Source organism: Vibrio sp. 1078-1, assembly GCF_033340475.1.
Genome location: NZ_JAWOWM010000001.1, coordinates 589605 through 613350, shown reverse-complemented (window position 1 = coordinate 613350; position 23746 = coordinate 589605). Strand labels below are relative to the sequence as shown.

General features: G+C 46.6%; 15 protein-coding genes. 8 read left to right on the top strand and 7 right to left on the bottom strand.

Annotated elements, in window-relative coordinates; genetic code table 11:
* Positions 1–143: 143 nt before the first annotated feature.
* Positions 144–4382 (bottom strand): formate dehydrogenase subunit alpha, encoded by a 4239-nt coding sequence (gene fdhF, locus R7190_RS02700; protein ID WP_186585175.1) that lies wholly within the window; start codon positions 4380–4382, stop codon positions 144–146.
* Between the two features lie 315 nt (positions 4383–4697).
* Between fdhF and R7190_RS02695 the strand changes: the two genes are divergently transcribed.
* The 7 genes from R7190_RS02695 (at position 4698) to R7190_RS02665 (ending at position 14835) form a co-directional block, all read left to right on the top strand.
* On the top strand, positions 4698–5120 hold the full coding sequence (locus R7190_RS02695) for a hypothetical protein (protein WP_017635236.1): 423 nt from the start codon (positions 4698–4700) through the stop codon (positions 5118–5120).
* Between the two features lie 135 nt (positions 5121–5255).
* Positions 5256–6647, top strand: a complete 1392-nt coding sequence (locus R7190_RS02690) for a TolC family protein (RefSeq protein WP_186585173.1) — start codon at positions 5256–5258, stop codon at positions 6645–6647.
* 146 nt (positions 6648–6793) lie between these two features.
* Positions 6794–8512 carry an efflux RND transporter periplasmic adaptor subunit gene (locus tag R7190_RS02685; protein WP_186585171.1) on the top strand — a complete coding sequence of 573 codons (1719 nt, stop codon included), beginning with the start codon at positions 6794–6796 and terminating at the stop codon, positions 8510–8512.
* A gap of 2 nt (positions 8513–8514) precedes the next feature.
* The gene (locus R7190_RS02680; protein WP_186585169.1) at positions 8515–11682 is read left to right on the top strand and encodes an efflux RND transporter permease subunit; all 3168 of its coding nucleotides are present in this window, start codon (positions 8515–8517) and stop codon (positions 11680–11682) included.
* Positions 11683–11758: 76 nt separating this feature from the next.
* Positions 11759–12325 carry a copper-resistant cuproprotein CopI gene (copI, locus tag R7190_RS02675; protein WP_064376773.1) on the top strand — a complete coding sequence of 189 codons (567 nt, stop codon included), beginning with the start codon at positions 11759–11761 and terminating at the stop codon, positions 12323–12325.
* A 326-nt stretch (positions 12326–12651) separates the two neighbouring features.
* Positions 12652–13503, top strand: coding sequence for a carbenicillin-hydrolyzing class A beta-lactamase CARB-42 (locus R7190_RS02670; protein WP_005375420.1), 852 nt, complete (start codon positions 12652–12654; stop codon positions 13501–13503).
* A gap of 282 nt (positions 13504–13785) precedes the next feature.
* Positions 13786–14835: a sensor domain-containing diguanylate cyclase gene (locus R7190_RS02665; RefSeq protein ID WP_021707655.1), complete on the top strand. Its 1050-nt coding sequence runs from the start codon at positions 13786–13788 to the stop codon at positions 14833–14835.
* Positions 14836–14947: 112 nt separating this feature from the next.
* On the opposite strand, the gene R7190_RS02660 is transcribed toward R7190_RS02665, so the two are convergent.
* Positions 14948–15100 (bottom strand): hypothetical protein, encoded by a 153-nt coding sequence (locus R7190_RS02660; RefSeq protein WP_005375418.1) that lies wholly within the window; start codon positions 15098–15100, stop codon positions 14948–14950.
* Between the two features lie 246 nt (positions 15101–15346).
* Between R7190_RS02660 and speG the strand changes: the two genes are divergently transcribed.
* Positions 15347–15886, top strand: a complete 540-nt coding sequence (gene speG, locus R7190_RS02655) for a spermidine N1-acetyltransferase (RefSeq protein WP_005375417.1) — start codon at positions 15347–15349, stop codon at positions 15884–15886.
* A gap of 47 nt (positions 15887–15933) precedes the next feature.
* Here the strand turns inward: speG and R7190_RS02650 are convergent, their stop codons facing one another.
* From R7190_RS02650 to R7190_RS02630, 5 genes are all read right to left on the bottom strand, one after another.
* Positions 15934–16731 (bottom strand): hypothetical protein, encoded by a 798-nt coding sequence (locus tag R7190_RS02650; protein ID WP_186585167.1) that lies wholly within the window; start codon positions 16729–16731, stop codon positions 15934–15936.
* 176 nt (positions 16732–16907) lie between these two features.
* Positions 16908–17993, bottom strand: coding sequence for an OmpP1/FadL family transporter (locus tag R7190_RS02645; protein ID WP_186585165.1), 1086 nt, complete (start codon positions 17991–17993; stop codon positions 16908–16910).
* A 120-nt stretch (positions 17994–18113) separates the two neighbouring features.
* Complete coding sequence (gene vmeQ / locus R7190_RS02640; RefSeq protein ID WP_136976497.1) at positions 18114–21254, bottom strand: efflux RND transporter permease subunit VmeQ; 3141 nt, start codon at positions 21252–21254, stop codon at positions 18114–18116.
* 10 nt (positions 21255–21264) lie between these two features.
* The gene (gene vmeP, locus R7190_RS02635; RefSeq protein WP_136976498.1) at positions 21265–22407 is read right to left on the bottom strand and encodes an efflux RND transporter periplasmic adaptor subunit VmeP; all 1143 of its coding nucleotides are present in this window, start codon (positions 22405–22407) and stop codon (positions 21265–21267) included.
* A gap of 90 nt (positions 22408–22497) precedes the next feature.
* Entirely contained in the window at positions 22498–23289 is a 792-nt protein-coding gene (locus tag R7190_RS02630) for a hypothetical protein (protein ID WP_136976499.1), read from the bottom strand.
* Positions 23290–23746 lie beyond the last annotated feature (457 nt).

The following is a 23746-nucleotide window of genomic DNA, read 5'->3' as shown; positions in this document are numbered from 1 at the left end:
CGCGGTGATAACAGAAAAGTAAAAGGAGTTTGAAGAAAAAGACAATCCGAGTGAATGTAGTGAGAGCGGAAATCAAGAGTAGATTATCCGCCCATCAACTAGGCTCAAATTGTCAGTGCCCACAACAACGTGACTCGCCGAATTTAAACGTGTTGGTAACTATCTTCGAGAGACTCTGTCTGCGTTGTCTTTTCGCTCACTTCCACTTTAACCGCAGCGACCTTGAACTCAGGGATCTTCGCATGCGGATCAGTCGCTGTTGTCGTTAGACGGTTGACTGGCGATTCAACAAAGTGGAATGGAATGAACACCACTCCTTTTTGAATACGCTTAGTCACAAAGGCATCAATCTCAATGCTCCCGCGACGTGTAGATACCGTCAGACGCTGACCATTACTGATACCTAACGCTTCTGCGTCTTCCACGCTCACCATCGCACGAGGGCCAGCAAGATTATCCAACCCTTTGGTTTTGCGCGTCATGGTTCCAGTATGGAACTGCTCAAGTACGCGACCCGTCGTTAACACAAGTGGGTACTCTTCATCTGGCAGCTCAGCCGCATAACGGAACGGTACACCCACCATTTGCCCTTTACCACGAGTAAACTGGGTTTGGTGCATGATGCGAGTACCCGCAGGGTTGTTCTTGTTGCTCGGCCATTGCACACCGTTTGGCGTAATGGCATCCCAACGAAGACCCGCGTATTGAGGTGTCACTCGTGCGATTTCATTAGTGATATCAGACACGCAGTGGTAATCCCAATCACTGCCCATTGCATTGGCGATCTCTTGGATAATCCACCAATCTTCTTTCGCTTCACCCGGTGCCGTTACGACCGGATTCACGCGTTGAACACGACGCTCCGTATTGGTGAAGTGACCCGCTTTCTCAGCAAACGAGCAAGAAGGCAGAACCACATCCGCGTATTGTGCAGTCTCCGTTAGGAAGATGTCTTGAACCACCAAGAAGTCGAGCGTTTCTAAACCTTCAATCACATGCGCTTGGTTCGGGTCACTCAACACTGGGTTCTCACCCATGATGTACATACCACGAACGTCACGATGGCAAGCCGCATCAATGATTTCTGTCAGGGTTAGACCTTGCTCAGAAGGCAGATTTGGTGCGTTCCATTCAATCGCAAACTTCTGACGCACAATTGGGTTGTATACCTTTTGGTAGCCCGGGAAACTGTTTGGCAACGCGCCCATATCACACGCGCCTTGCACGTTTGATTGACCACGTAGCGGGTTGATACCACCACCTTCAATACCGATGTTGCCACACAGCAATTGCAGGTTAGCGATAGAACGCACGTTGTCATGACCTGTCGTGTGCTGAGTAATACCCATTGAGTAGTAAACAGCGGTACGATCTGCCGTGCCAATCATACGCGCCATTGCTTGAATGTCTTCAGCTTTAACGCCCGTAACCAACTCCACTTTATCGAGGTTGTAAGCTGGCGACATTACTTCTTGCAGCAAGGTATCAAAGCCGTCGACACGTTCTTCGATGTACTCTTGATCGTACCAACCGTTCTTGATGATCTGCTGCATGACGCCATTTAGGAGCATCACATCCGTACCCGGACGGTGCGCCATGTACAACTCAGCATGCTCTGCCATATCGACACGTTTCGGGTCAGCCACAATCAAACGAGCGCCGTGGTGACGAATTGCTTGTTTGATGTGTGAAGCGATGATCGGGTGCGCCGATGTGGTATCCGAACCAATAATAAAGATCACATCCGAGTGCTTAATGCTTGGAATGTCGTTGGTCATTGCACCACTACCCAGTGACGCCTCAAGACCGGTTACACTCGATGCGTGGCACAAACGCGCACAGTGGTCGACGTTATTGGTGCCCAGTTCACGACGGACAAATTTTTGGAACGCGTAGTTGTCTTCGTTGGTGGTTTTCGCTGAAGAGAAACCCGCTAATGCGTTGCTGCCAAAATCTTGCTTGATGCCAGAGAACTTACTTGCAATCAGTTGAATCGCCTCTTCCCAACTTGCAGGCTGCAACCAACCGTCTTTACGAATCAATGGCGTGGTAAGACGCTCTTCACTGCCAATGAAGTCAAAACCAAAGCGCCCTTTCACACACAGCATGCCTTGATTCACCGGCGAGTCACCGCCTTTCACGTAACGAATCGTATTGGTTGCTTCGTCCACGAACATAGTCAACTTACAGCCCACACCACAGTATGTACAAATGGTGTCGACCGCTTTCAGATCTTCAGTACGACCTTGCGAACGGTCACGACTATCGACCATCGCACCCGTTGGACACACTTGAACGCACGCGCCACATTGCACGCAGTTCGAATCGCCCATTAGGGTTAAGCCATTCTTGTTACTTCCAAAGTGTGGACGATCATCAGGACGTAATGCGGGACGACCTTGTTTATCGCACACAAAGTTCAGTACACCGTGCACGGCTTTGTCGCGACACGCTTGGATACACTGACCACAGCTAATACAGCGGTTAGCATCAAACTCAATAAACTCAGAGCTGCGGTCAACTTCGTACTTATGACGCAAGTCTTTCGCACGAAGATCTAACCAATCTTGATGCGATTTAATCTGCAAGGAGAAGTCAAAGCTCTGCTCGGCTTCATATTCGGTGGAGTAGTCACGTAGCGCACAATCGGTATTGGCCTGACAGCCACATTCAAGGCAGCGCGCGGCTTCCTTCATTGCTTCTTCGTTATCAAAGCCCAACTCCACTTCAGCGAAGCTTTGCTCGCGTTGTGTTGGAGTCAGCTCTGGCATGATAGAGCGAGCGACTTTTTGGATATTCTCGAAGTGAAGCGGATCGACTTGAGAGAGTTTCTTCTCTTTGCGCGAGTTGAACGCCGCCTTTGGCATATCCGCCATATCGCCATTCAAAAACAGGTCAATGGCTTTTGCCGCAACGCGACCATCACCCACCGCTTCAACTGCCGTTGCAGGACCGCGGCGGAAATCACCAATACTGAAGATGTTGCCCGTGCCAGTGTGCATGGTCTTTTCATCTGCATCAGAAGTATTCCAGCGCGTAAGTGGAATCGACAAATCTTCGCCTTCGAGGAAGCTCAGATCTGGCTTTTGCGATACTGCCGCAATCACGGTGTCGAACTCTTCGGTAAAGAACTCGCCAGTTGGTTTAGGGCTGCGACGACCAGATGCATCCGGCTCACCCAACGCCATGCGCTCTAGACGAATCGCATTCACGCGTCCGGTTTCATCGGCAAGGTTTTCTGCAGGGTTGGTCAAGAAGTGGAATTTCACCCCTTCGTGTTCCGCTTCGACAATCTCGTAGTCTTCTGCCGGCATTTCGTCACGGGTACGACGATAAATCAACGTGGTGTCTGCACCAGCACGACGCGCAGTACGAGCACAGTCAATTGCCGTGTTACCACCACCGATCACCGCGACTTTCTGACCCGTAACGTAATTTTGCTCAGTCACGTAATCTTTAAGGTAATCAACGCCTAAGTAGCAACCTTCAAGGTCGCTGCCTGTGTAATGCATTTCAACCGCTTGAGACGCACCGACCGCCAAACACACTGCGTCGTATTCTTCGCTCAATTGAGAAAGCGTGAAATCCACACCCAGCTTTTGATTAGTGTGCACTTGCATGCCATTACGGCACATCAGTTCGATTTCTTTATCGAGAATGTCTTTTGGCAAACGGTATTCTGGGATGCCATAACGCAACCAACCGCCCGCTTTTGGCATGGATTCAAAAACCGTAACGTCGTAGCCTTCGTTCGATAAGTAATAGCCAGCCGTTAGACCACCAGGGCCACTGCCGACGACGGCAATGTTCAACCCTTTAATTGGTTTCTTTTCTGGCACATAGGCTTCATGCGCAGACAGATCTGCATCCGCGGCATGACGTTTTAGCTGACGAATTGCGATTGGCTCATCGACTAGCGAACGGCGACATTCGCTCTCACAAAATGCAGGGCATACGCGGCCAATCGATAACGGCATAGGCAGCGTACGCTTAATCACTTCAATCGCTTTTTGATGGTCGTTCTGTGCGATGTGATAAAGGTACGATTGGATATCCACGCCCGCAGGACACTCGGTTTTACATGGCGCTTCACAATCGGCGTAATGGTCCGTCATGATGCGGTTGAGTGCTTTTCTGCGGTGCTCGCTTAATTGTTCTGATTGCGTGACCACATTAAGGCCGCGGTAAACTTCGAGCTCACACGCACGCTTAGTACCGCCACTTTCGACTTCAACTACACACAAGTCACACGGTACTTTTTCATTACTTTTGTTCATTCCGCACAGCGATGGGATCTCGACCCCACACACTTTTGCTGCTTCTAAAAGGGTTAGACCCTCTTCTACAATTCTATATTTTCCATCGATGACGATTTCTATCATGCAACCCCCGCAGCAAAGCAAATCCAAATCTGCACAAGTAAAACCATGCATTCTATAAGGATAATCATTTGTAAGACAAGTTAGTGTGATGTAAAACTTATAAACCACATTTTTCACGTGTCATAAAAAGCGAGGGCTTCTTTCGCTAACTTTCAACACTCGGTGTTTAACAAACGTTTTACTCCCTCGAAAGTGCGAAAACTGAAGGGGTGGACTATTTTGATAATAAGAGTAATAAATGATTGACCTTACCCTTAGGTTAACCTTTAGAATCGAAGGGTTTTCATCATTTTCACCAAACACATGGGAAAAGGTATGCACTTAAAATCGCTGCATACAATCTGGTTAACTCTCTTCACGACGCTAGTACTATTGGTATCTAGTGTGGCGAACAGTGAGCCGTTGATGAATATTCAAATGATGTCTACTGGCATGGCTCACCATCCTTCTATGATGAGTGACAGCGAACACTGCGGTATGCCTGGCATGATGGACGTCTCCATGACTGACGCTTCTATGTCCGAAGATGGCGATGCAAGAGAAACCAGCATGAACTGTGGTGGGGGCTCCGGCATGGTTCATACCTGCTGTACTGCTGCGTGTACGATAGTTTTCGTCCCCCTACCGAATCCTATCAATAGCCCAATGCCCGTCGTCTATCGCGCAACTATTACTCCTGAAGTTGCTTCCCCAGTCGTACACGTCAGCCGCGACCTGTACCGACCTCCTATAGCCTAAATCCATCCTAGCATTCGACCCTGCGCGTGTATCGCAGGTTGTTTTAATGCGCCTGAACGATGAGGTAACAAGGCTTTACTGTTCCCGCAATAAAATCCGCACCTCCATCGATCCGGCGAACACTGGATTTAGATTATGGATATCAAACCATACCGCTTAGCTGCACCTATTTTTATGGTGGCTCTGGTCGCTGTGCCAACCTTGGTTAACGCCGCTGGTAAAGAGACGCACGCAGCGCAAAATTCCGCATCAAGTGAGCGAGATTCAACGACCAAGCTTGCCCAACTGATCAACGTCGCTTTGAGTAACGATGGCAATCGTAAGCAATACTCAGCGCAATCTGCTGCCATGCGTGAAACGGGTGTCGCGAGTGCGACCTTGATGGACCCAAAACTGAAAGTGGGTTTTGGTGGCTTACCTGTCGACAGCTTCAAATTCGATGAAGACCCAATGACCAACATCTCCGTTGGTTTAATGCAACAATTTGAGCGTGGCTCTACGCTTGATTTACAGCAGAAGAAAGCCAATCAACAAGCTGACGGCCTTGGGCTTCAAGTCCATGCTCGTGAGCTTGAGGTAGCCAACAGCATGACTCAACTTTGGTTAGAACTTGGTTACCAGCAACGCGCGGAGCAAATCATGCTTGAGAACCGCAAGTTGATGAAGGAAATGGAAAGCTTTATTCAAACCAACTATTCGATTGGTAAGAGTGAAGCGCAAGATCTGCTCAACGCCCAACTTCAAGTCAGCAAGTTGGATGAGAAACTGCAAGCCAATGCACAAATGCAACGTCGTCTTATCTCTCAACTCTCCGAATGGTTGGGGTCAGATTGGTTGGCGAACGAAGAGGCTCTGCACGCGAGCAATCAACTTAATTGGGACACACTGAACAGCAAACTTGCTGCCAGCCAGGGTTCCACCAAGCATTATCAGCAACTCAGCCAACACCCGATGGTTAAGATGGCCGACGTCAGCATTTCTGCCAATAAAACGCAGGTGGAAATTGCTGAGCAAGCCTACAACCCACAATTTGGCGTCGAAGTAATGTACGCCTACCGCCAAGCCGACAACATGATGGGTGAGCCCGCCTCTGATTTGGTTAGCGCTTACCTCACCATGGACATTCCGTTGTTTACGGGTGACCGCCAAGATCGTAATCTCGCGGCCGCTCAATACCAAGTTGGCGCGGCACAATCACAAAAGGACACCTTACTAACGCAGATGAATGCCAAGGTGAACACTTTGCTAGTTGATCGCGGCAACTTAACCCAGCGTTTAGAACGTTATCAATCCACCTTATTGCCTCAAGCGAAAGCGCGCATTCAAGCCGTTGAGCGGGGTTATCAAAACAACACAGCGCAGTTTAACGATGTGATTTCTGCCACGACTGACGAATTGGCTCTGCAATTAGAGCAACAACGTCTACTGACCGATCTCAACATCGCAAACAGCAATTTAGCCACCCTACTCGGTGGTTTCGACTACCAAGTGGCTTCACCGGAAGCTCGCTCTATTTCGACATATTAATTTGTGATTCCCCAAGACAGTTGGGGCTGCAGTTAGGCGGCAAACGAGAGAATCCCATGAGCATAGATCCTCTATGTGATTTGGGTGAACGAGAGCAGGCAACAACGCTGTAGCGTCAAATGTGAAGGGGAAAATAAGGTAAAACAATGAAAACATTAAAAATTGCAACCATCGCGCTGATTGTTGGTGGTGCTTTAGGGTTTGGTGCTAATCATTTTCTTACGGGCTCAACTCATGACATGAGTGCGATGGGTGGCGAGTCTGCTGCAAGCTCTAATGATCCGCTTTACTGGGTTGCCCCAATGGATCCGAACTACAAACGCGACAAGCCGGGTAAGTCCCCAATGGGCATGGATTTGATTCCGGTTTACGCAGAAGACCTATCCGGTGAACAAGACGCACCGGGTACAGTGACTATTGACCCTTCAGTAGAGAACAACCTCGGGGTTAAAACCGCAAACGCGACACTACAACAGCTATCACCACGCATCGAAACGGTTGGCTATATTGCCTTTGATGAAAGTCTGTTATGGCAAACCAACGTTCGTGTGGCGGGTTGGGTAGAAAAACTCTACATCAATGCCGTGGGTGAGAAAGTGAAGAAAGGCGATGTGCTGTTCACGCTCTACTCTCCAGAACTGGTTAAAGCACAAGAAGAATTGCTGAATGCGTACCGCACTGGCCGCAAAGGTCTTGAAAAAGGCGCGACCGAGCGCTTGGTAACGCTTGGGGTTGACCGTGCTCAAATCAAATCCATTACTCGTAGTGGTAAAGCATCGCAAACCATTGAAATCAAAGCGCCTGCTGATGGCGTTATCGCGAGCTTAAACGTGCGTGAAGGTGGCTATTTGTCCCCTGCTCAAGCGGTGATCAGTGCAGGTCCTTTGGACAATGTTTGGGTTGATGCAGAAGTCTTTGAGCGTCAAGCGCACTGGATGAAAGCGGGTTCTCAAGCCACGATGACCCTTGACGCGATTCCGGGCAATGAATGGCAAGGTGTTGTCGATTACGTGTACCCAATCCTTGATCCGAAAACACGTACGTTGCGTGTGCGTCTTAAATTCCCTAATCCAGATGGCGCATTGAAGCCAAACATGTTCGCCAATATTGCCTTGCAGCCTGTTACTGACGACGCAGTGTTAACGATTCCTAAATCATCTGTTATCCGCTCTGGTGGTATGACTCGCGTTGTTCTAGCTGAGGGCGAAGGCAAATATCGCTCCGCTCGAATTGAAGTTGGCCGTGAAGCTGGCGAACAAATCGAAGTATTACAAGGACTTAAACAAGGCGATAAGATCGTTACTTCATCTCACTTCATGCTCGATTCTGAATCAAGCCAGTCGGCGGATCTGTCTCGCATCAATGGTGTAGAAGCAGCGGCAGAAACAGCATGGGCCAAAGGTGAAATCACAGACGTAATGAAAGATCACCGCATGCTGACCATCAACCACCAACCTGTACCAGAATGGGATTGGCCGGGCATGGTAATGAACTTCACTTTCGCAGATGGCGTTGAAATGGGTGACTTGAAAAAAGGTCAGGCTATCGAATTTGAAATGCAAAAGACGGAGTCCGGTCAGTACCAAATCATCGAGTATAAGGCAGACAACAGCGTCATTGCCGCAGAAGTTTGGCTAACTGGTGACATTAGCATGCTGATGGCTGATTTTGGCATGATCACCTTAAACCACCTACCGGTTGCAGAATGGAACTGGGATGCAGGCGAGATGAACTTCTCTGTGGGTGAAGACGTTGATCTATCGGGTTTTGAAGAAGGACAGAAAGTTCGGTTTCTAGTTGAAAAACAAGGTTCTGACTACGTTCTTAAACAGCTAGTTCCTGCAACAACAGCCGTCGAGGGTTAATTATGATCAATGCTATTATTCGTTGGTCACTGAGCAACCGATTCCTAGTGTTGGTCGCGACCTTAGCCCTTGTATTAGGCGGACTTTACAGTGTAAAGAATACGCCTGTTGATGCGATTCCGGATCTTTCTGATGTGCAAGTGATCATCAAGACAAGCTATCCGGGTCAGGCTCCTCAAGTCGTCGAGGATCAAGTCACTTACCCACTCACCACCGCCATGCTTGCCGTGCCGGGTGCTGAGACAGTTCGTGGTTACTCCTTCTTTGGTGACTCTTACGTTTATATCATTTTCAACGATGATACCGACATGTACTGGGCACGTTCGCGCGTGTTGGAGTACTTAAGCCAAGTAGCACCAAAGCTGCCACCGAACGCAAAACCAACCCTAGGTCCTGATGCAACGGGCGTGGGCTGGGTTTACAGCTACGTATTACAAGACAAAACCGGCAAGCATGATTTGGCGGATCTTCGCAGCCTGCAAGACTGGTTCTTGAAATACGAATTGCAAACCGTTGATGGCGTTTCTGAAGTCGCTACCGTGGGCGGTATGGTGAAGCAGTATCAAGTGCAGATTGATCCTGCCAAACTGCGTGCGTACAACCTCACTTTGCAACAAGTGAACATGGCAATCCAAAACGGTAACCAAGAAACCGGCGCGTCCGTTATCGAAGTTGCGGAAGCCGAACACATGGTTCGTACCACGGGTTACCTAACCAGCATTGAAGACATCAAATCACTGCCTCTAAAAGTCACCGAGAAAGGCACGCCGTTGCTATTAGGAGACATCGCAGACATTAACCTTGGCCCACAAATGCGCCGTGGTATCTCAGAGCTGAATGGCGAAGGTGAAGCGGTAGGTGGCGTTATCGTGATGCGCTTTGGTGAAAACGCCAGTGAAGTGATTGCGAAAGTCAAAGACAAACTCGCAGACCTACAACGCAGCCTGCCAGAAGGCGTGGAAATTGTTGCAACTTACGATCGCTCTACCCTTATCGATTCAGCGGTAGAAAACCTATGGAAGAAGCTTGCAGAAGAGTTCATTGTCGTTGCGATTGTGTGCGCGTTATTCTTATTCCACATTCGTTCTTCGTTGGTTATCGCTCTGAGCCTACCGGTTGGCATTCTCACTGCGTTTATCGTAATGCATTGGCAAGGCATCAACGCCAACATCATGTCCTTGGGTGGTATTGCAATTGCCATCGGTGCCATGGTGGATGGGGCAATCGTAATGATTGAAAACGTTCACAAGCACATTGAACGAACGCCATTGACCGACAAGAACCGCTGGCAAGTAATCGGCAAAGCCGCAGAAGAGGTCGGCGCACCGCTGTTCTTCTCGTTGCTTATCATCACTCTTAGCTTCGTACCAGTGTTCGCCTTAGAAGGCCAAGAAGGCAAGATGTTCTCGCCGCTTGCGTTCACTAAGACTTACGCAATGGCAGCGGCAGCAGGTTTGGCAATCACACTCGTCCCTGTTCTTATGGGCTACTTCATTCGCGGTAAGGTGTTACCGGAACACAAAAACCCAGTTAACCGTGGCTTGGTCGCGTTGTACCGTCCGCTGTTGAACACCAGCTTAAAATACCCTAAGACCATGATTGTTATCGCATTAGGTCTGATGGCATCGGCTTACTACCCAACCAGTAAACTGGGTAGCGAGTTCATCCCTCCGCTGGATGAAGGGGACTTGATGTACATGCCAACAACCTATCCGGGTATCTCAATTGGTAAAGCACGCGAGCTTCTACAACAAACCAACAAGCTGATCAAAACCGTTCCAGAAGTGAAAACCGTATGGGGCAAGATTGGCCGAGCTGAAACTGCAACCGATCCAGCGCCACTCACCATGATTGAAACCGTGATTCAGTTGAAGCCACGCGACCAATGGCGTGAAGGGGTAACAACCGAGTCACTGCGCAAAGAGTTCGACAAGCTGGTTCAGTTCCCTGGTCTTACTAACGCTTGGGTAATGCCGATCAAAACGCGTATCGACATGTTGGCAACGGGCATCAAAACCCCTATCGGCATTAAGATCTCCGGACCCGATCTGAAAGTGATTGAGAAGATCGGTTCTCAGTTGGAGCCAATTCTTAACGGCGTACAAGGCACGGCATCGGTTTATGCAGAACGTGTAGCAGGTGGTCGTTATGTCACGATCGACATTAAACGTCGTGCCGCAGCGCGTTATGGCTTAAGCATCAAAGACGTTCAGCAAGTGATCTCCACTGCGGTGGGCGGTATGAATGTGGGTGAAACCATTGAAGGCTTGGAGCGTTACCCAATCAACGTTCGCTACCCACAAGACTACCGAGATTCAGTGGTTAAACTGCAAAACCTACCATTGGTGACACCAAATGGCGCTCGTATTGCGCTGGCTGATGTAGCGGACATTCGTTACGAAGACGGCCCTCCGATGATCAAGACAGAAAACGCGCGTCCAAACGGCTGGGTATTTGTCGACATCGATGGTCGTGACCTTGGCTCTTACGTAGTGGAAGCACAGCAAGTCGTGGCCGATCAACTAGAACTTCCTGCGGGTTACTCGCTGGCTTGGTCTGGTCAATACGAATACATGGAGCGTGCGAAAGATCGCTTGAGTGTCGTGGTACCAATCACCATCGCCATCATTATGCTGCTGCTTTACTTCAGCTTCCGTCGTGTCGGTGAAGTGATGATCATCATGCTTACCCTACCACTCGCTATGGTTGGTGGTTTGTGGCTCATGCATATCCTCAACTACAACTTCTCGATTGCCGTTGGGGTCGGCTTTATTGCCCTAGCAGGCGTCGCGGTTGAAATTGGGGTCATCATGCTCGTCTACCTCAACCAAGCGTGGCACTACAAAAAACTCGATGCAGAAGAGAGCCAACAGAAGCTTGAGGCGAAAGACCTAACTGATGCCATTCGTGAAGGTGCAGGCCTACGTGTTCGCCCAGTAATGATGACGGTACTGACGGTCATTATTGGTCTGATTCCGATCATGTACGGCGAAGGGACAGGATCAGAAGTAATGCAACGTATCGCCGCACCAATGATTGGTGGTATGGCATCAGCACTGCTGCTGACGCTGTTGGTGCTTCCAGCCATCTTCAAGCTGTGGAAACAACGTGAGTTGCGCCAAAGCAATGCAACTAATCACCAAGCTAGTGATGTAAACAACAAGGCTTAACCCCTACCTTCCTCTCAAACATGCCGTTTGAGGGGAAGCAACCAAGTTAATAATGAATTAAAACAAGGATATAAAAATGAAAAAGACACTAATCACTCTTGCTCTAGCCCTAACAACAACGACTGCGTTTGCCCAAGTGGATCATTCAAACATGGACCACGCGAACATGGATCATAGCAACATGAAGCATGAAAATATGGACCACGGCAGCATGAAGATGGACCACAGTAAAATGGACCATTCAAACATGATGGATATGCCGGGCATGTCGGCAGTTGGTATGCCAGCAAAAGGGGCAAAGCCAGACAAGGTGGTACACGTTATCTTGGGTGATGACATGACCATCAAGTTCAAAAAAGACGTTAAAATTGAGCCAAACGATGTGGTGCAATTTGTGGTCATGAACACCGGTAAGATCAACCACGAGTTTACGATTGGTTCGGCTAAAGAGCAGCTAGAACATCGCGAAATGATGAAGACAATGAGTGGCGATCACATGCATGACTCAGGCAACGCAGTTACGGTAGAACCAGGTAAAGCGAAGCAATTACTGTGGCACTTCCACGGTGACAACAAGGTTGAGTTCGCGTGCAACATTCCGGGCCATGCAGAATCGGGCATGGTTAAAAAGATTGAACTGTAAGTAATTATCCAACTAGACAAAGGAGCTGATGATTCAGCTCCTTTTATTTCTCTGGATCAAACTATTCGTTAGCTCATGATAAGAAATTCTGAGCCAGTGTCTCACGCTAAGATATTTTTATGACCGAATCACCGACGTAATATATAAGCCAAACTACGGGCCTTGATAGCAACACTCTTCTCCTCATATTGAGACCGTATTAGCGTATTGCAAAGAATCCTACATAAAATAGACATAGATTTAACAGTGTTTAGAGTATTGGCTCGTTATAGTTTACGTGACATCGCTACGGTGCGAACTAAAACTAAAATTGAAGAACACGATCCATGAAAAAGTTATTTTTGTTGGCTGGGCTAATGGTTTGCTCAACCCTAAGTTACGCGTCCCAACTGAATGAGGACATTTCTCTCCTCGAGCAACAAACCTCAAGCAGAATTGGGGTGTCAGTTTGGGATACCCAAGCAGACGAGCGTTGGGACTACCGTGGCGATGAACGCTTCCCACTCATGAGCACATTCAAAACCCTAGCTTGTGCCAAAATGCTAAGTGATATGGACAGCGGTAAGCTAAGTAAGAATGCGACCGCAAAAGTCGATGAGCGCAGTATCGTTGTATGGTCTCCAGTGATGGATAAGCTCGCAGGCCAAAACACACGCATAGAGCACGCGTGTGAAGCCGCTATGTTAATGAGTGATAATACTGCAGCCAACTTGGTATTAAATGAAATTGGCGGCCCTAAAGCCGTAACAATGTTTCTGCGAACAATTGGAGATAAAGCAACGCGCCTAGACAGAATAGAACCTCGCTTGAACGAAGCCACACCAGGCGACAGCCGCGACACAACCACACCTAACGCCATACTAAACACTCTTCGAACTTTGGTCGAAGGCGAAACGTTGTCTTATGAGTCTCGTGTACAATTAAAAATCTGGATGCAGGACAACAAAGTTTCAGACTCGTTAATGCGTTCTGTATTACCAACAGGTTGGTCTATTGCAGACCGTTCTGGTGCGGGTGGTCATGGTTCGCGTGGCATTAACGCGATTATATGGAAGGAAAATCATCGACCTGTTTACATTAGTATTTATGTCACAGAAACCGAGCTCTCACTTCAAGCTAGGGACCAGCTCGTTGCGCAGATAAGTCAGTTGATTTTACAAAAGTACAAAGACAATTAAGTCTCTACTCACCTGACCCCATTTGTATCCTTTTCTAGCCCTTCTCTTCCAGAAGGGCTCATTCTGTACTTCCATCTTAAAAACACCACTTATTGAGTAATGACTTACTTATAAATAGGTATAAGATTTACTTATTTAGGGTGAGTTAACGCCCACATTAAGCAACCAAATGCACACAAACGGCGATAATTAAACCATACTCTTACCAAGAAGCACATTTTCTACAAAATAGCTTCACGTAATTTATTGTTGGTATTTGCAACATTGCCAAGGAGATGTCTATTGAGACTTGAAAGAACTTTTAACCCTGATGACTTATCGATGCAAAACATGGAAAGTCCGATATGTATGCCGATAGGGTTTGTTCACTTTTTAGCTCAATCGGAAACACTACAGCAAGTACTTGATACGGTGGCAGAATGGATAAATCGTATATTTAATTCTGACCGTGCGAGTATCACACTTTATGAAAACAATGATCATCTAAAGGTCTACTCTTTCTCTGGTAGTAAAGCGATTCCCGCTGAATTTTTAGTGCCCATTCATCAAGCGTTTGTTGGCCGAGTGTTCAAAAAGCAACAACTGATGATCTGCGATGATGTTACGCAATCTGATGAGATCGATTGTATGATGCTCGCATCCAATGGTATGGGTACGTGTATGGACGCGCCTTTAATGCACGGTAAAGTCTGCCTAGGAACGCTTAATGTTGCGCATCATCAAACGCACATTTACACAAACGAACAAGCGGCACAGCTTCAGTGCATCGCTAATTGGATTGCTTTAAACATTGCCCTTCATATACAGATTATGAAGATGGAGCACCTCGCCACGACGGATGATCTAACAGGTATTCCAAACCGCAGAGAGTTCATGCGACAAATCGAAAGCCGCCTAAATGAATACCGAACCCAGGGCATTGACTTCCATGTTGCTATTTTAGATCTCGACAATTTTAAAAGCCTCAATGACCGATTTGGTCATGACGCAGGCGATAAATCACTGATCCATGCAGTTAATACTATTAAAAGTCATCTACTTGATTGTGACTTACTTGCCAGAGTTGGCGGTGAAGAGTTTGCCATCGTATTAAGAAGTCGCTCATCACAGCAAGCTCTAGACACATTAGAAACGATTCGTAATGCACTAGAAACGACGACCGTTCAACATTCAGGTTGTGATATGAGCTTCACCGCGAGTATTGGGGTAACTCAAGTCTGTCGTCTCGACGACTCATTTGAACCATTAGTTAAACGCGCCGACTTAGCACTTTACAAGGCAAAAGAAACTGGAAGAAATCGCGTTGAGTTTCATATTGGTGAAGAAAGGTAGAAAAAATAAAAAAAGGTAGCGACTCATTGCGCTACCTTTTATCGATTCTAACCCGCTTAAAATAACTAATACGAACTTTAAGCCAGTTAAAAATAAGAATGAGCAAATTTAATTATGCTTTCTTAAGATCTTTAGCTGGGTAAGTTAGTGTTTTTTCGCCTGCTTTTACATGTGTGTAAAAACCGCCACTGCTTAAACCTGTAACAACCATTTCGCCAAGATCGATACCTTTAGTCGCTACTACTACGTCACCGATTGAAAACATATTGAATACCTTGTTTGTTTAGATTAAGACACTAAGTCGTTGCGCGGTATTTAATACGATATTAGGCAAAGCACCTAATCGAGTTTTTTATCGTAAAGATTAATTTATATTTGTCGTGAACTCTAAGTTTCCACATTGAAAATCACAGGATATTTTCCAAAAAAAGATGCGCTATTCTTGTGAAATACGGTAATATTTTCTAGCATCAAGTGCGGAGGTATTCTCCGCCCTCATTGGAGAAAAATGATGAAGAAAGGCCTAAAAATGCGTGCATTAGAGCGTTCTGATTTGCGCTTTATTCATGAACTGAATAACAACCGAAATATCATGGCCTACTGGTTCGAAGAACCTTACGAGTCTTATGACGAGCTCGAAGAACTTTATCGAAAACATATACATGATGACGCTGAAAGGCGTTTTGTCGTCGAAGATGAAGACGGCATCGTAATTGGCTTAGTTGAGCTGATCGAGATTAACTACATTCACCGCAGCGCGGAATTTCAGATAATCATCGCCCCAGAGCATCAAGGCCGAGGTTATGCGACAGAGATGATTAATCGTGCGTTAGATTACTCATTCTCAATTCTTAATCTACGTAAAATCTACTTATTAGTCGCAGTGGATAACGAAGTCGCTATTCACTTATACAAAAAGTGCGGCTTTATCGAAGAAGGTCACCTTGTAGAAGAATACTTTATTAACGGCGCTTACAGCGATGTTAAGCGCATGTATATATTAAAACACCAGTACCAGAAAAAGATCGAAGAAAACAACTCAATTCACTAGTTCATTCTATCAAAGTAAAAACGCAGCTATTTGGGCTGCGTTTTTATTTATTCAAATTGATATTGATATGATAATACGATGCGCTTGTCTGCTTCATCCAAATAGGTGTTGTTGTCCATGCCAAACGTCATTACGTTAAAAGAGTGGCGTTTGCTCACGAGGTAACCAAGACCAATACCACCAAAGAAGCCTTTGTAGTTCTCTCCTTCACTGTTTTCTGAGCCGTAAGTGCCTGCTGCAAAGCTGATTAACGTCAGCTCTTTGGTAAACGATTTCAGCGCAAATGCACCAACGTAACCGCTACTGCCTGAAGAGCTCATCATATTGAAGCCATTCTCTGCACTTGGCGTACCCGTAAAGTTAGGCTCGCTACAGAGACTACTTTCTGCACCGTCACAAACAGGAACATCACCAGTGTTGTACGTATAGCCTGCCATTGGGAAAATTTGGAAGCCTGCTGGCTCAATCCCGAAATAACTTAGCGGCATAAAGGTACCAACGCTGTAGTTGGTTTGATCCGCGCCGTTTACGTATTCATTTTTACCGAAGTTGAAGTTCACGATACCGACCGGAAACAACCACGAGCCACCAATACGCCACTCGCTCGCATCATCATTGATACGCAGGTTGATTTTGCGCGCTTGGTCAAGCGCAAGTGAGCCCGAGAATGAGATGTTTTGATCATCAAAATCGTAGTTGTTTGCGTACGACGCGCCAAATTTCGTGATGACTTTTGTTGGGTCATCCGCCAACTTGTTTTTATTGTCTTTTACTCGATGCTCGGCACCATGAGCCAGCGTACTGACCAACAAAGTTATACACACTAACGCTAGTTTATTTTTCATTTTTCAGTCCTTTGAGATGTTGAATACCCGCACTTAGCTGCGCAGATATTTTTTGAATCATCACTCACTGGATGTGACAAAAGCGCCCTAACTACCTTAGATGGCGTGACAGCATCCAGTGCAGGTAGTTAGGGTAGAATGGCCTGTAAGGAAGGCGTTTTAGCGATTAGGAATGATTAGTTTTTCCAGTTGTAGCTCATGCTCATGAAGTACAGTGCAGGCTCATCAAAGCCCGCTTGGAAGCGTGGCGTTTCTGACGATTCCATCAAGATCGCTTCAAACGCGAAACCAATTGAGTTTTCTGAATCCAATTTGTAATCAATGCCTGTACCAATGCGGTACGCCTTGCCAGTAGGAACGGTAATGTCACCGTTTGATTGGCTTTCATACATGCTGGTATCGAATGCAAAACCTGCATTCCACATCATTTTTTCATTCAGTTTGTACTGAGTACCCAATGCGATTTGGTAAGTGTCTTGTGTCTCTACGCCCAGCGTGGTTGTGTATTCGCTCCAGTCTTGCCAGTTCACGTTCCACATCACCGCTAGGTCATCATTCACTTCATGGTAAGCACTGAAGATCAGTTGTTGTGGAGCAATGGAGTTACTATTGTCGAATTCAAATTCGGTTTCAGAAGAGTAAGACAGGCCAAGACGCGTACCTGGTGTTGCCTCATAAAGCACACCTACTCGGCCGTTAACCTGTGTGTCTTGGTCTTCGTCATTGAAGTTCAAGGCTCCCTTCGTTTCTACTTCATACATACCGTACTGAATGCCAAGCGCCGCACCCACAGACCAGTGATCATTGATGCGGTAAGAAGCGGAAGGTTGAATGGTCAAGGCTTGCGTCGTTGCTGTAGGAATATCTAAATGATTATTCAAAAGACCTTCGTACTCGAGGCCAAGGCCGTAATTGCCATACAGACCAATACCCAGCGTCCATTTGTCGTTCACTTGTTGGCTGTAAAATGCCGACGCCATAGGAACAAAACCAATCACGTTGCCCGCATCGCCAGTCATCGTGTCTAGTTGCGCGTCACCGTAAAGGCCAATCAGGTTACCAGAGAAAGATTTACCAGAAATATTCGCCAGACCAGCCGGGTTTGCTGCCATTACTGAGGCATCTTGCGCACGAGCCGCCATACCAGCGGATGCCAAACCAATATCCGATGCTGTTGTTTCGTAAAGGTATAACCCACCCGCTTGCGCAGCAGCACAAGTCAGTAGAGAACTCGCTACGACGATTTTTGAAAGATTTTTCATGTTAAAACCTATTATTGTTAGGGGAACCCACGCTGCGACGGTGGTTGTATATCAATGAAAGGCATTGGCCAATCGCACACAGCGTGGGGGTGTTGTGGAGTCAGTCAGTTGAAATCAGCGTTATTGCTCGCTCACCTCAAGTTCAGTGGGTTTCTTTCGCTTAAACTTCTCGCGCAGAGATTGCATCATCACGAAGAACACTGGCGTCAGTAACGTGCCAACAAACGTAGAGAGAATCATGCCGCCGAATACCGCAAAGCCCAGTGAGTGACGAGATGCCGCACCGGCACCCGATGCAATCACCAACGGGAATACCCCCCAGATGAAGGCGAATGCGGTCATCTGTACTGCTCGGAAACGGATTCGAGCAGCTTCTTTGGCAGCATCAATGATGGATAAGCCCTTTTCTTCTCGCAGAACTTTGGCAAATTCCACGATAAGAATCGCCACTTTGGCGGACATACCGATCAAGATGACCACACCAATCTGCACATACAAATCGAACGGTTGTCCCACCAGCAGTAGCGTACCCATTGCGCCGAGAATCGCGACTGGAACCGCCATCATTACCGCAGCAGGAATGGTCCAACTTTCGTACTGAGCCACCAAGAACAAGTAGGTGAACAGCAAAGACAATGCGAACGCGATTGGTGCCATGTTGCCTGCTTTCATCTCTTGGTAAGTCATGCCTGACCACTCGTACGAGTAACCACTTGGCAAAGATTCCGCAGCCAGTTTTTCAATGGCTTTTACAACATCACCCGAGCTGTAACCTGGCGCTGGCGCACCGTTCACGGTTGCAGAACTGAACATGTTGTAGTTCGACAAGGTATCTGGGCCGAAGATCGGCTTCACTTTCACTAGCGTTGCCAGTGACACCATTTTTCCAGAGCTTGAGCGAACAAACAGATGGTTGATGTCGTCGATATTGTCACGGTATTGCTCTTCTGCTTGCACTTTCACTTGGTACGAACGACCAAACAAGTTGAAGTCAGAAATGTAGGCGCCGCCCAACTGTGCTTGCAGTGTGCTGAAGATTTCATTCAACGGTACGCCCATCGAAATCGCTTTATCGCGATCAATATCGATGTAACGTTGCGGAATATTCGCACGGAAAATCGAGAACGCATGTGCAACTTCAGGCAGTTGGTTGATTTGGGCAACAAAATCAGCGGTTGTTTTTGCCAACTCTTGTGGAGAACGGCCCAAGTTGTCCTGCAGCACAAGGTTGAAACCATCCACCGCACCCATACCTTTGATTGCCGGCGTCGCGAAAACGAACGAAGCGGCATCTGGCGTTGAGTTCAGCATTTGGTTAACTTTATTCATCAATGCGCGTTGGTGTAGCTCAGGGTCTTTACGTTTGCTCCAGTTATCCAGTTTGATGATCAACATGCCCGAGTTTGGAATCGACGCCATGTTAATTACCGAGAAGCCCGCAACCGAAACCACGTTCTCCACACCTTCCATCTGTTTTAGCTCATCAACGTACTTCTTCATTAATGGTGCAGTACGCTGCAATGCTGCTGCGTCTGGCAAACGCATTTCGACCATGAACACGCCTTTATCTTCGTTCGGTACGAAAGAGGAAGGTACGGTCATGAACGCAAATGCCAGCACCGCAATAAGCGCGCCATAAACACCGATACTCAGCACAATACGACGGCTCAAGAAGCCAACTAAACCTTGGTATTTGCGCGTTATTGCTTCAAAACCTCGATTAAACGCACGCAAAGGCGCAATAGGTTGCGAGTGAGTAGATTTCAACATCAACGCACAAAGCGCTGGCGTTAACGTTAATGCGTTGATCGCAGAGATCAGCACCGACACACAGATGGTGACTGCGAACTGGTTGAACATCCGACCAGAAATACCCGGCAATAGCGCAACCGGTACGAATACCGCCAACAAAATAAGCGTTGTTGCCAATACTGGCCCCGTCACTTCTTTCATAGCTTGGATCGTGGCCGGAATCGGGTCTAAATGCTCTTCATGGATAACCCGCTCCACGTTCTCTACCACGATGATCGCATCGTCCACCACGATACCGATGGCGAGGATCAAGCCAAACAACGAGATGGTGTTAATGGTCATGCCCATCACGCCCATGATTGCGAAAGTCGCAATGATGGAAACCGGAATCGCTAAGGTTGGAATGATAGTCGCTCGCCAGTTCTGCAAGAAAACGTACACAACGAAGGTGACAAGAAGTACCGCAATCACCAGCGTCTCGTACACTTCATCAATCGATGTCTCTACGTATTCGGTAGAGTCATACGCGATGTCATAGACCAAATCATCTGGGAACGATTTCTCGTACTCTTTCATGGCCTCTTTCACGCGTTCCATCACGTCTAGCGCATTCGCTGTCGGCAACTGGTACAATGCCAGAACGGCGGCTGGTTCGTTATTCATACGACCATCAGCTTCGTAACCTTGTGCGCCAACTTCCACACGAGCCACATCTTTCAAGCGAATCAAAGAACCTTTCTTGCTCGCGCGGATGATGATGTTCTCGAACTCTTCCGCAGAAGTGAGTCGACCTTTGGTTTGCAAAACATATTGATATTGCTGGTCACCCGGAGCTGGCATACCACCGATCTTACCCGCCGCCACTTGGATGTTTTGCGTTTTAATTGCGCCAATAACATCGTTAGCAGAAAGCTTCAAGGTGGCCAGTTTATTTGGGTTTAACCAAATACGCATTGAGTAGTCTTTCTTACCCAGCAGCGTAATGTCACTCATACCTTCGATACGTTTTAGACGCTCGACAATATTGAGATCCGCGTAGTTAGAAAGGTAGATACTGTCGTGAGACTGTTTCGGAGAACGCAGTGTGATAACGCCCAGCATGTCGGAAGATTTCTTCTTAACCGTCACACCGATTTGGTTTACTTCTTGTGGTAGAGACGACGTCGCCTGTGCCACCAAGTTGTTCACACGAACCTGCGCCATATCGCCATCTGCGCCCACTCGGAAGTAAATACGCAATGTGTATGAGCCATCGTTACCAATCACAGAAGACATGTAAATCATGTCTTCAACGCCGTTGACTTTGGCTTCTATCGGTTGTGCTACGGTCTTTTTAACCACGTCCGCGTTTGCACCCGGATACATGGTGCTCACCGTAATTACCGTTGGAGAGATTTGAGGATACTCAGAAATTGGCAAGACTTTCAGGGCGAGCATACCCATCAATGTCATCGCCAGTGAGATCACCAAAGCAAACTTCGGCCGGTGAATGAAAAATTTACTTAACATCAGTACTCACTCAGCCTTGTTCACTCTGTAGCTCAACGTCTTTCACCGTTGCACCCGGACGCACTTTTTGTAGACCATTGACGATGACTTTTTCGTTAGCCGCCAAACCAGTCAGCACAGCACGTTTCACACCGTAGGTCTGACCGAGTTCAACGTTACGACGAGACACCACGTGATCATCACCAACCACCATGACGTAGTCACCCGCTTGGTCTTGTTGAACAGCCGCCGATAGGATAAGCAAACCATCAATGGTTTTGTTGCGCAGCTTGATGGTCAAGTTGCCATATTCACCCGGCATAAGCGCGTAAGTTGGATTATCGAATTGTGCTTCTGCTCGAATTGAGCCTGTTTCTAAATCGATCTTATTGCCAACGGCGTAGATCTTGCCATCAAGCGGATACAATGAACCGTCTGAAAGCGTCAGTGTTAAATCAACATCCAGTTTGTCATCGTTACGATGAGCCACATCAATCGCACTTCTTACGCGGCGGTAGAGCTTCTCATCCACATCAAAGCCAAAGCGAATTGGGTCTACTTGAGTGATCGAAACAAGAGGAACGAGTTGAATTTTCGAAATACGGTCACCCACTCGGAAGTTGCTGAAACCCACGCGACCAGAGAAAGGAGCATGCACAGAGCTAAATTCAAGATCGAGCCTTGCTGAAACCAGCGTCGCCTTCGCCTCTTCTACCGAAGCAATCGCTGCGGCTTGCGCGGCAATGGCGTCATCGTATTGCTGCTCACTGATGCTTTTATCTTTGATGAGTTTCTTCACACGTTCTGCATCACGCGTAGTTTGAACGAGTTGCGCTTTTGCTTTTTGCAACGACGCTTTTGCATACGCCAGTGCCGCTTTGTAAGGACGGTCGTCGATTTCAAACAACAATTGGCCTTTTTCGACCATATCGCCATCTTTAAAATAAATCGCGGTTAATTCTCCACCGACTCGCGGCATAATATCAACGTCATTTACCGCTTCAGTTCGACCGATAAAAGTATGATAAGGAGTGATTTTTGTTTCGGTTAGGGTAACGGTTTCAACAGAGGGTGCTTGGGCTGTTTTCGTTGCGATATCGCCAGTTTTGCATCCTGATAGTAATGCAGAAGATATAGCAATAGATACCAACGCAAATTTATATTTGGCTTTCATGATAAACCTACTTTATATAGAAAGTGCTTTGGCCTAGATATTTAAATATATGGATAAACACACTTTCTATTCTGGAAATAAACGAGGTAGTTAGAATTGGTAGTTAAATTCGATACGGTGATCACCATCACCGAAATTAACGTGCTCATTCCAGTTTGCAAAGTAACGAATATTTGCGCGAGGATTAATTTGATAAGACAACGCGAACTCATGAGTCAAGATATTATCTTCACCTGCATAATAAGTATCTTTATATTGACTAGACCCTGACAACGTATGCATATACATTGGGTTGTAGTTAATCCAGATTTTATCGGTTAATTCAATTTTTGAGTACATACCCACAACAGTGAAAGTACCTGGAATTTCATAACCTTTGTCATCACCACTAAAATCATTAGCAATAGTGATACCCGCACCAGCTAAAGGAAATAGCTGCAACATACCAAACTTAGGTAGACCTTGAATAAAGCTATAAGATGCATCTAATTTATCGTTATCAACGTCGTAGTTTACATCTAATTGACGGCCTAGACCTTTTGCGACTTCTACTTGGAAATTACGTAGTCGGAAAGAGTCAATGCTGTCATCAACGTTGGCATATATTGGATCGTCATTGTCGCGAATGCCAAATAGCTCACCACCAATGCCTTTCATTTCAATGATGTTCATCGCCATGGTACCAGGCTGGCTAGATTGGTAAGTTTGACCGATTTTGATGTTCGCGCCTTTATCAGTAATACCAAAGCCAGCTTGGGTGTATACCGCAAGTGGGTCAGACATATCTTGTAGTTCTTCGTTATTGTTTGTCTGCGCATAGGCAGAAGACGCGAGTTGTAGGGCTGCAACCATAATGGCAACAGACGGTTTCACTAAATTCATAAAACTGTATCCATTTTAATGATTATAAAATTATTCACGTCATGAGGTCATCATAAATAGCAAGCAACACAACTCGCTTTGGATAACATAAATTATCAAAGCAAATTCAATAATGACGAAACATTCGACGCTTTAATTAAAATAAAATAAAGCATCGTAAAAGTTCAATCACCGCTACTTATATCTTATATAACTTGAAATTTGGTAATACTAACGAAGAAGGAAATATTAAAACTTATTAAAATTCAATTATCATTAGAACGAATGATTAATTAATCTTACCATATAAATAGAGAGTGCAATGGATTTAGGTGATCGCGATCAATGTTTCATTTCGATCGTACAACACTCTTCAGATTAATTAGAACATTATAATAATTTAAAAAACCTTAGTTTGATTAGCCTCGCATCAGATTAGAATAGTAGCCCTATAATAAATAAAAAGGGAATCACTCTC

Excerpts from the sequence above, each read along its gene's own strand:
- fdhF (WP_186585175.1), bottom strand. The coding sequence starts at position 4,382 with ATGATAGAAATCGTCATCGATGGAAAATATAGAATTGTAGAAGAGGGT.
- R7190_RS02695 (WP_017635236.1), top strand. The coding sequence starts at position 4,698 with ATGCACTTAAAATCGCTGCATACAATCTGGTTAACTCTCTTCACGACG.
- R7190_RS02690 (WP_186585173.1), top strand. The coding sequence starts at position 5,256 with ATGGATATCAAACCATACCGCTTAGCTGCACCTATTTTTATGGTGGCT.
- R7190_RS02685 (WP_186585171.1), top strand. The coding sequence starts at position 6,794 with ATGAAAACATTAAAAATTGCAACCATCGCGCTGATTGTTGGTGGTGCT.
- R7190_RS02680 (WP_186585169.1), top strand. The coding sequence starts at position 8,515 with ATGATCAATGCTATTATTCGTTGGTCACTGAGCAACCGATTCCTAGTG.
- copI (WP_064376773.1), top strand. The coding sequence starts at position 11,759 with ATGAAAAAGACACTAATCACTCTTGCTCTAGCCCTAACAACAACGACT.
- R7190_RS02670 (WP_005375420.1), top strand. The coding sequence starts at position 12,652 with ATGAAAAAGTTATTTTTGTTGGCTGGGCTAATGGTTTGCTCAACCCTA.
- R7190_RS02660 (WP_005375418.1), bottom strand. The coding sequence starts at position 15,100 with ATGTTTTCAATCGGTGACGTAGTAGTAGCGACTAAAGGTATCGATCTT.
- speG (WP_005375417.1), top strand. The coding sequence starts at position 15,347 with ATGAAGAAAGGCCTAAAAATGCGTGCATTAGAGCGTTCTGATTTGCGC.
- R7190_RS02650 (WP_186585167.1), bottom strand. The coding sequence starts at position 16,731 with ATGAAAAATAAACTAGCGTTAGTGTGTATAACTTTGTTGGTCAGTACG.
- R7190_RS02645 (WP_186585165.1), bottom strand. The coding sequence starts at position 17,993 with ATGAAAAATCTTTCAAAAATCGTCGTAGCGAGTTCTCTACTGACTTGT.
- vmeQ (WP_136976497.1), bottom strand. The coding sequence starts at position 21,254 with ATGTTAAGTAAATTTTTCATTCACCGGCCGAAGTTTGCTTTGGTGATC.
- vmeP (WP_136976498.1), bottom strand. The coding sequence starts at position 22,407 with ATGAAAGCCAAATATAAATTTGCGTTGGTATCTATTGCTATATCTTCT.
- R7190_RS02630 (WP_136976499.1), bottom strand. The coding sequence starts at position 23,289 with ATGAATTTAGTGAAACCGTCTGTTGCCATTATGGTTGCAGCCCTACAA.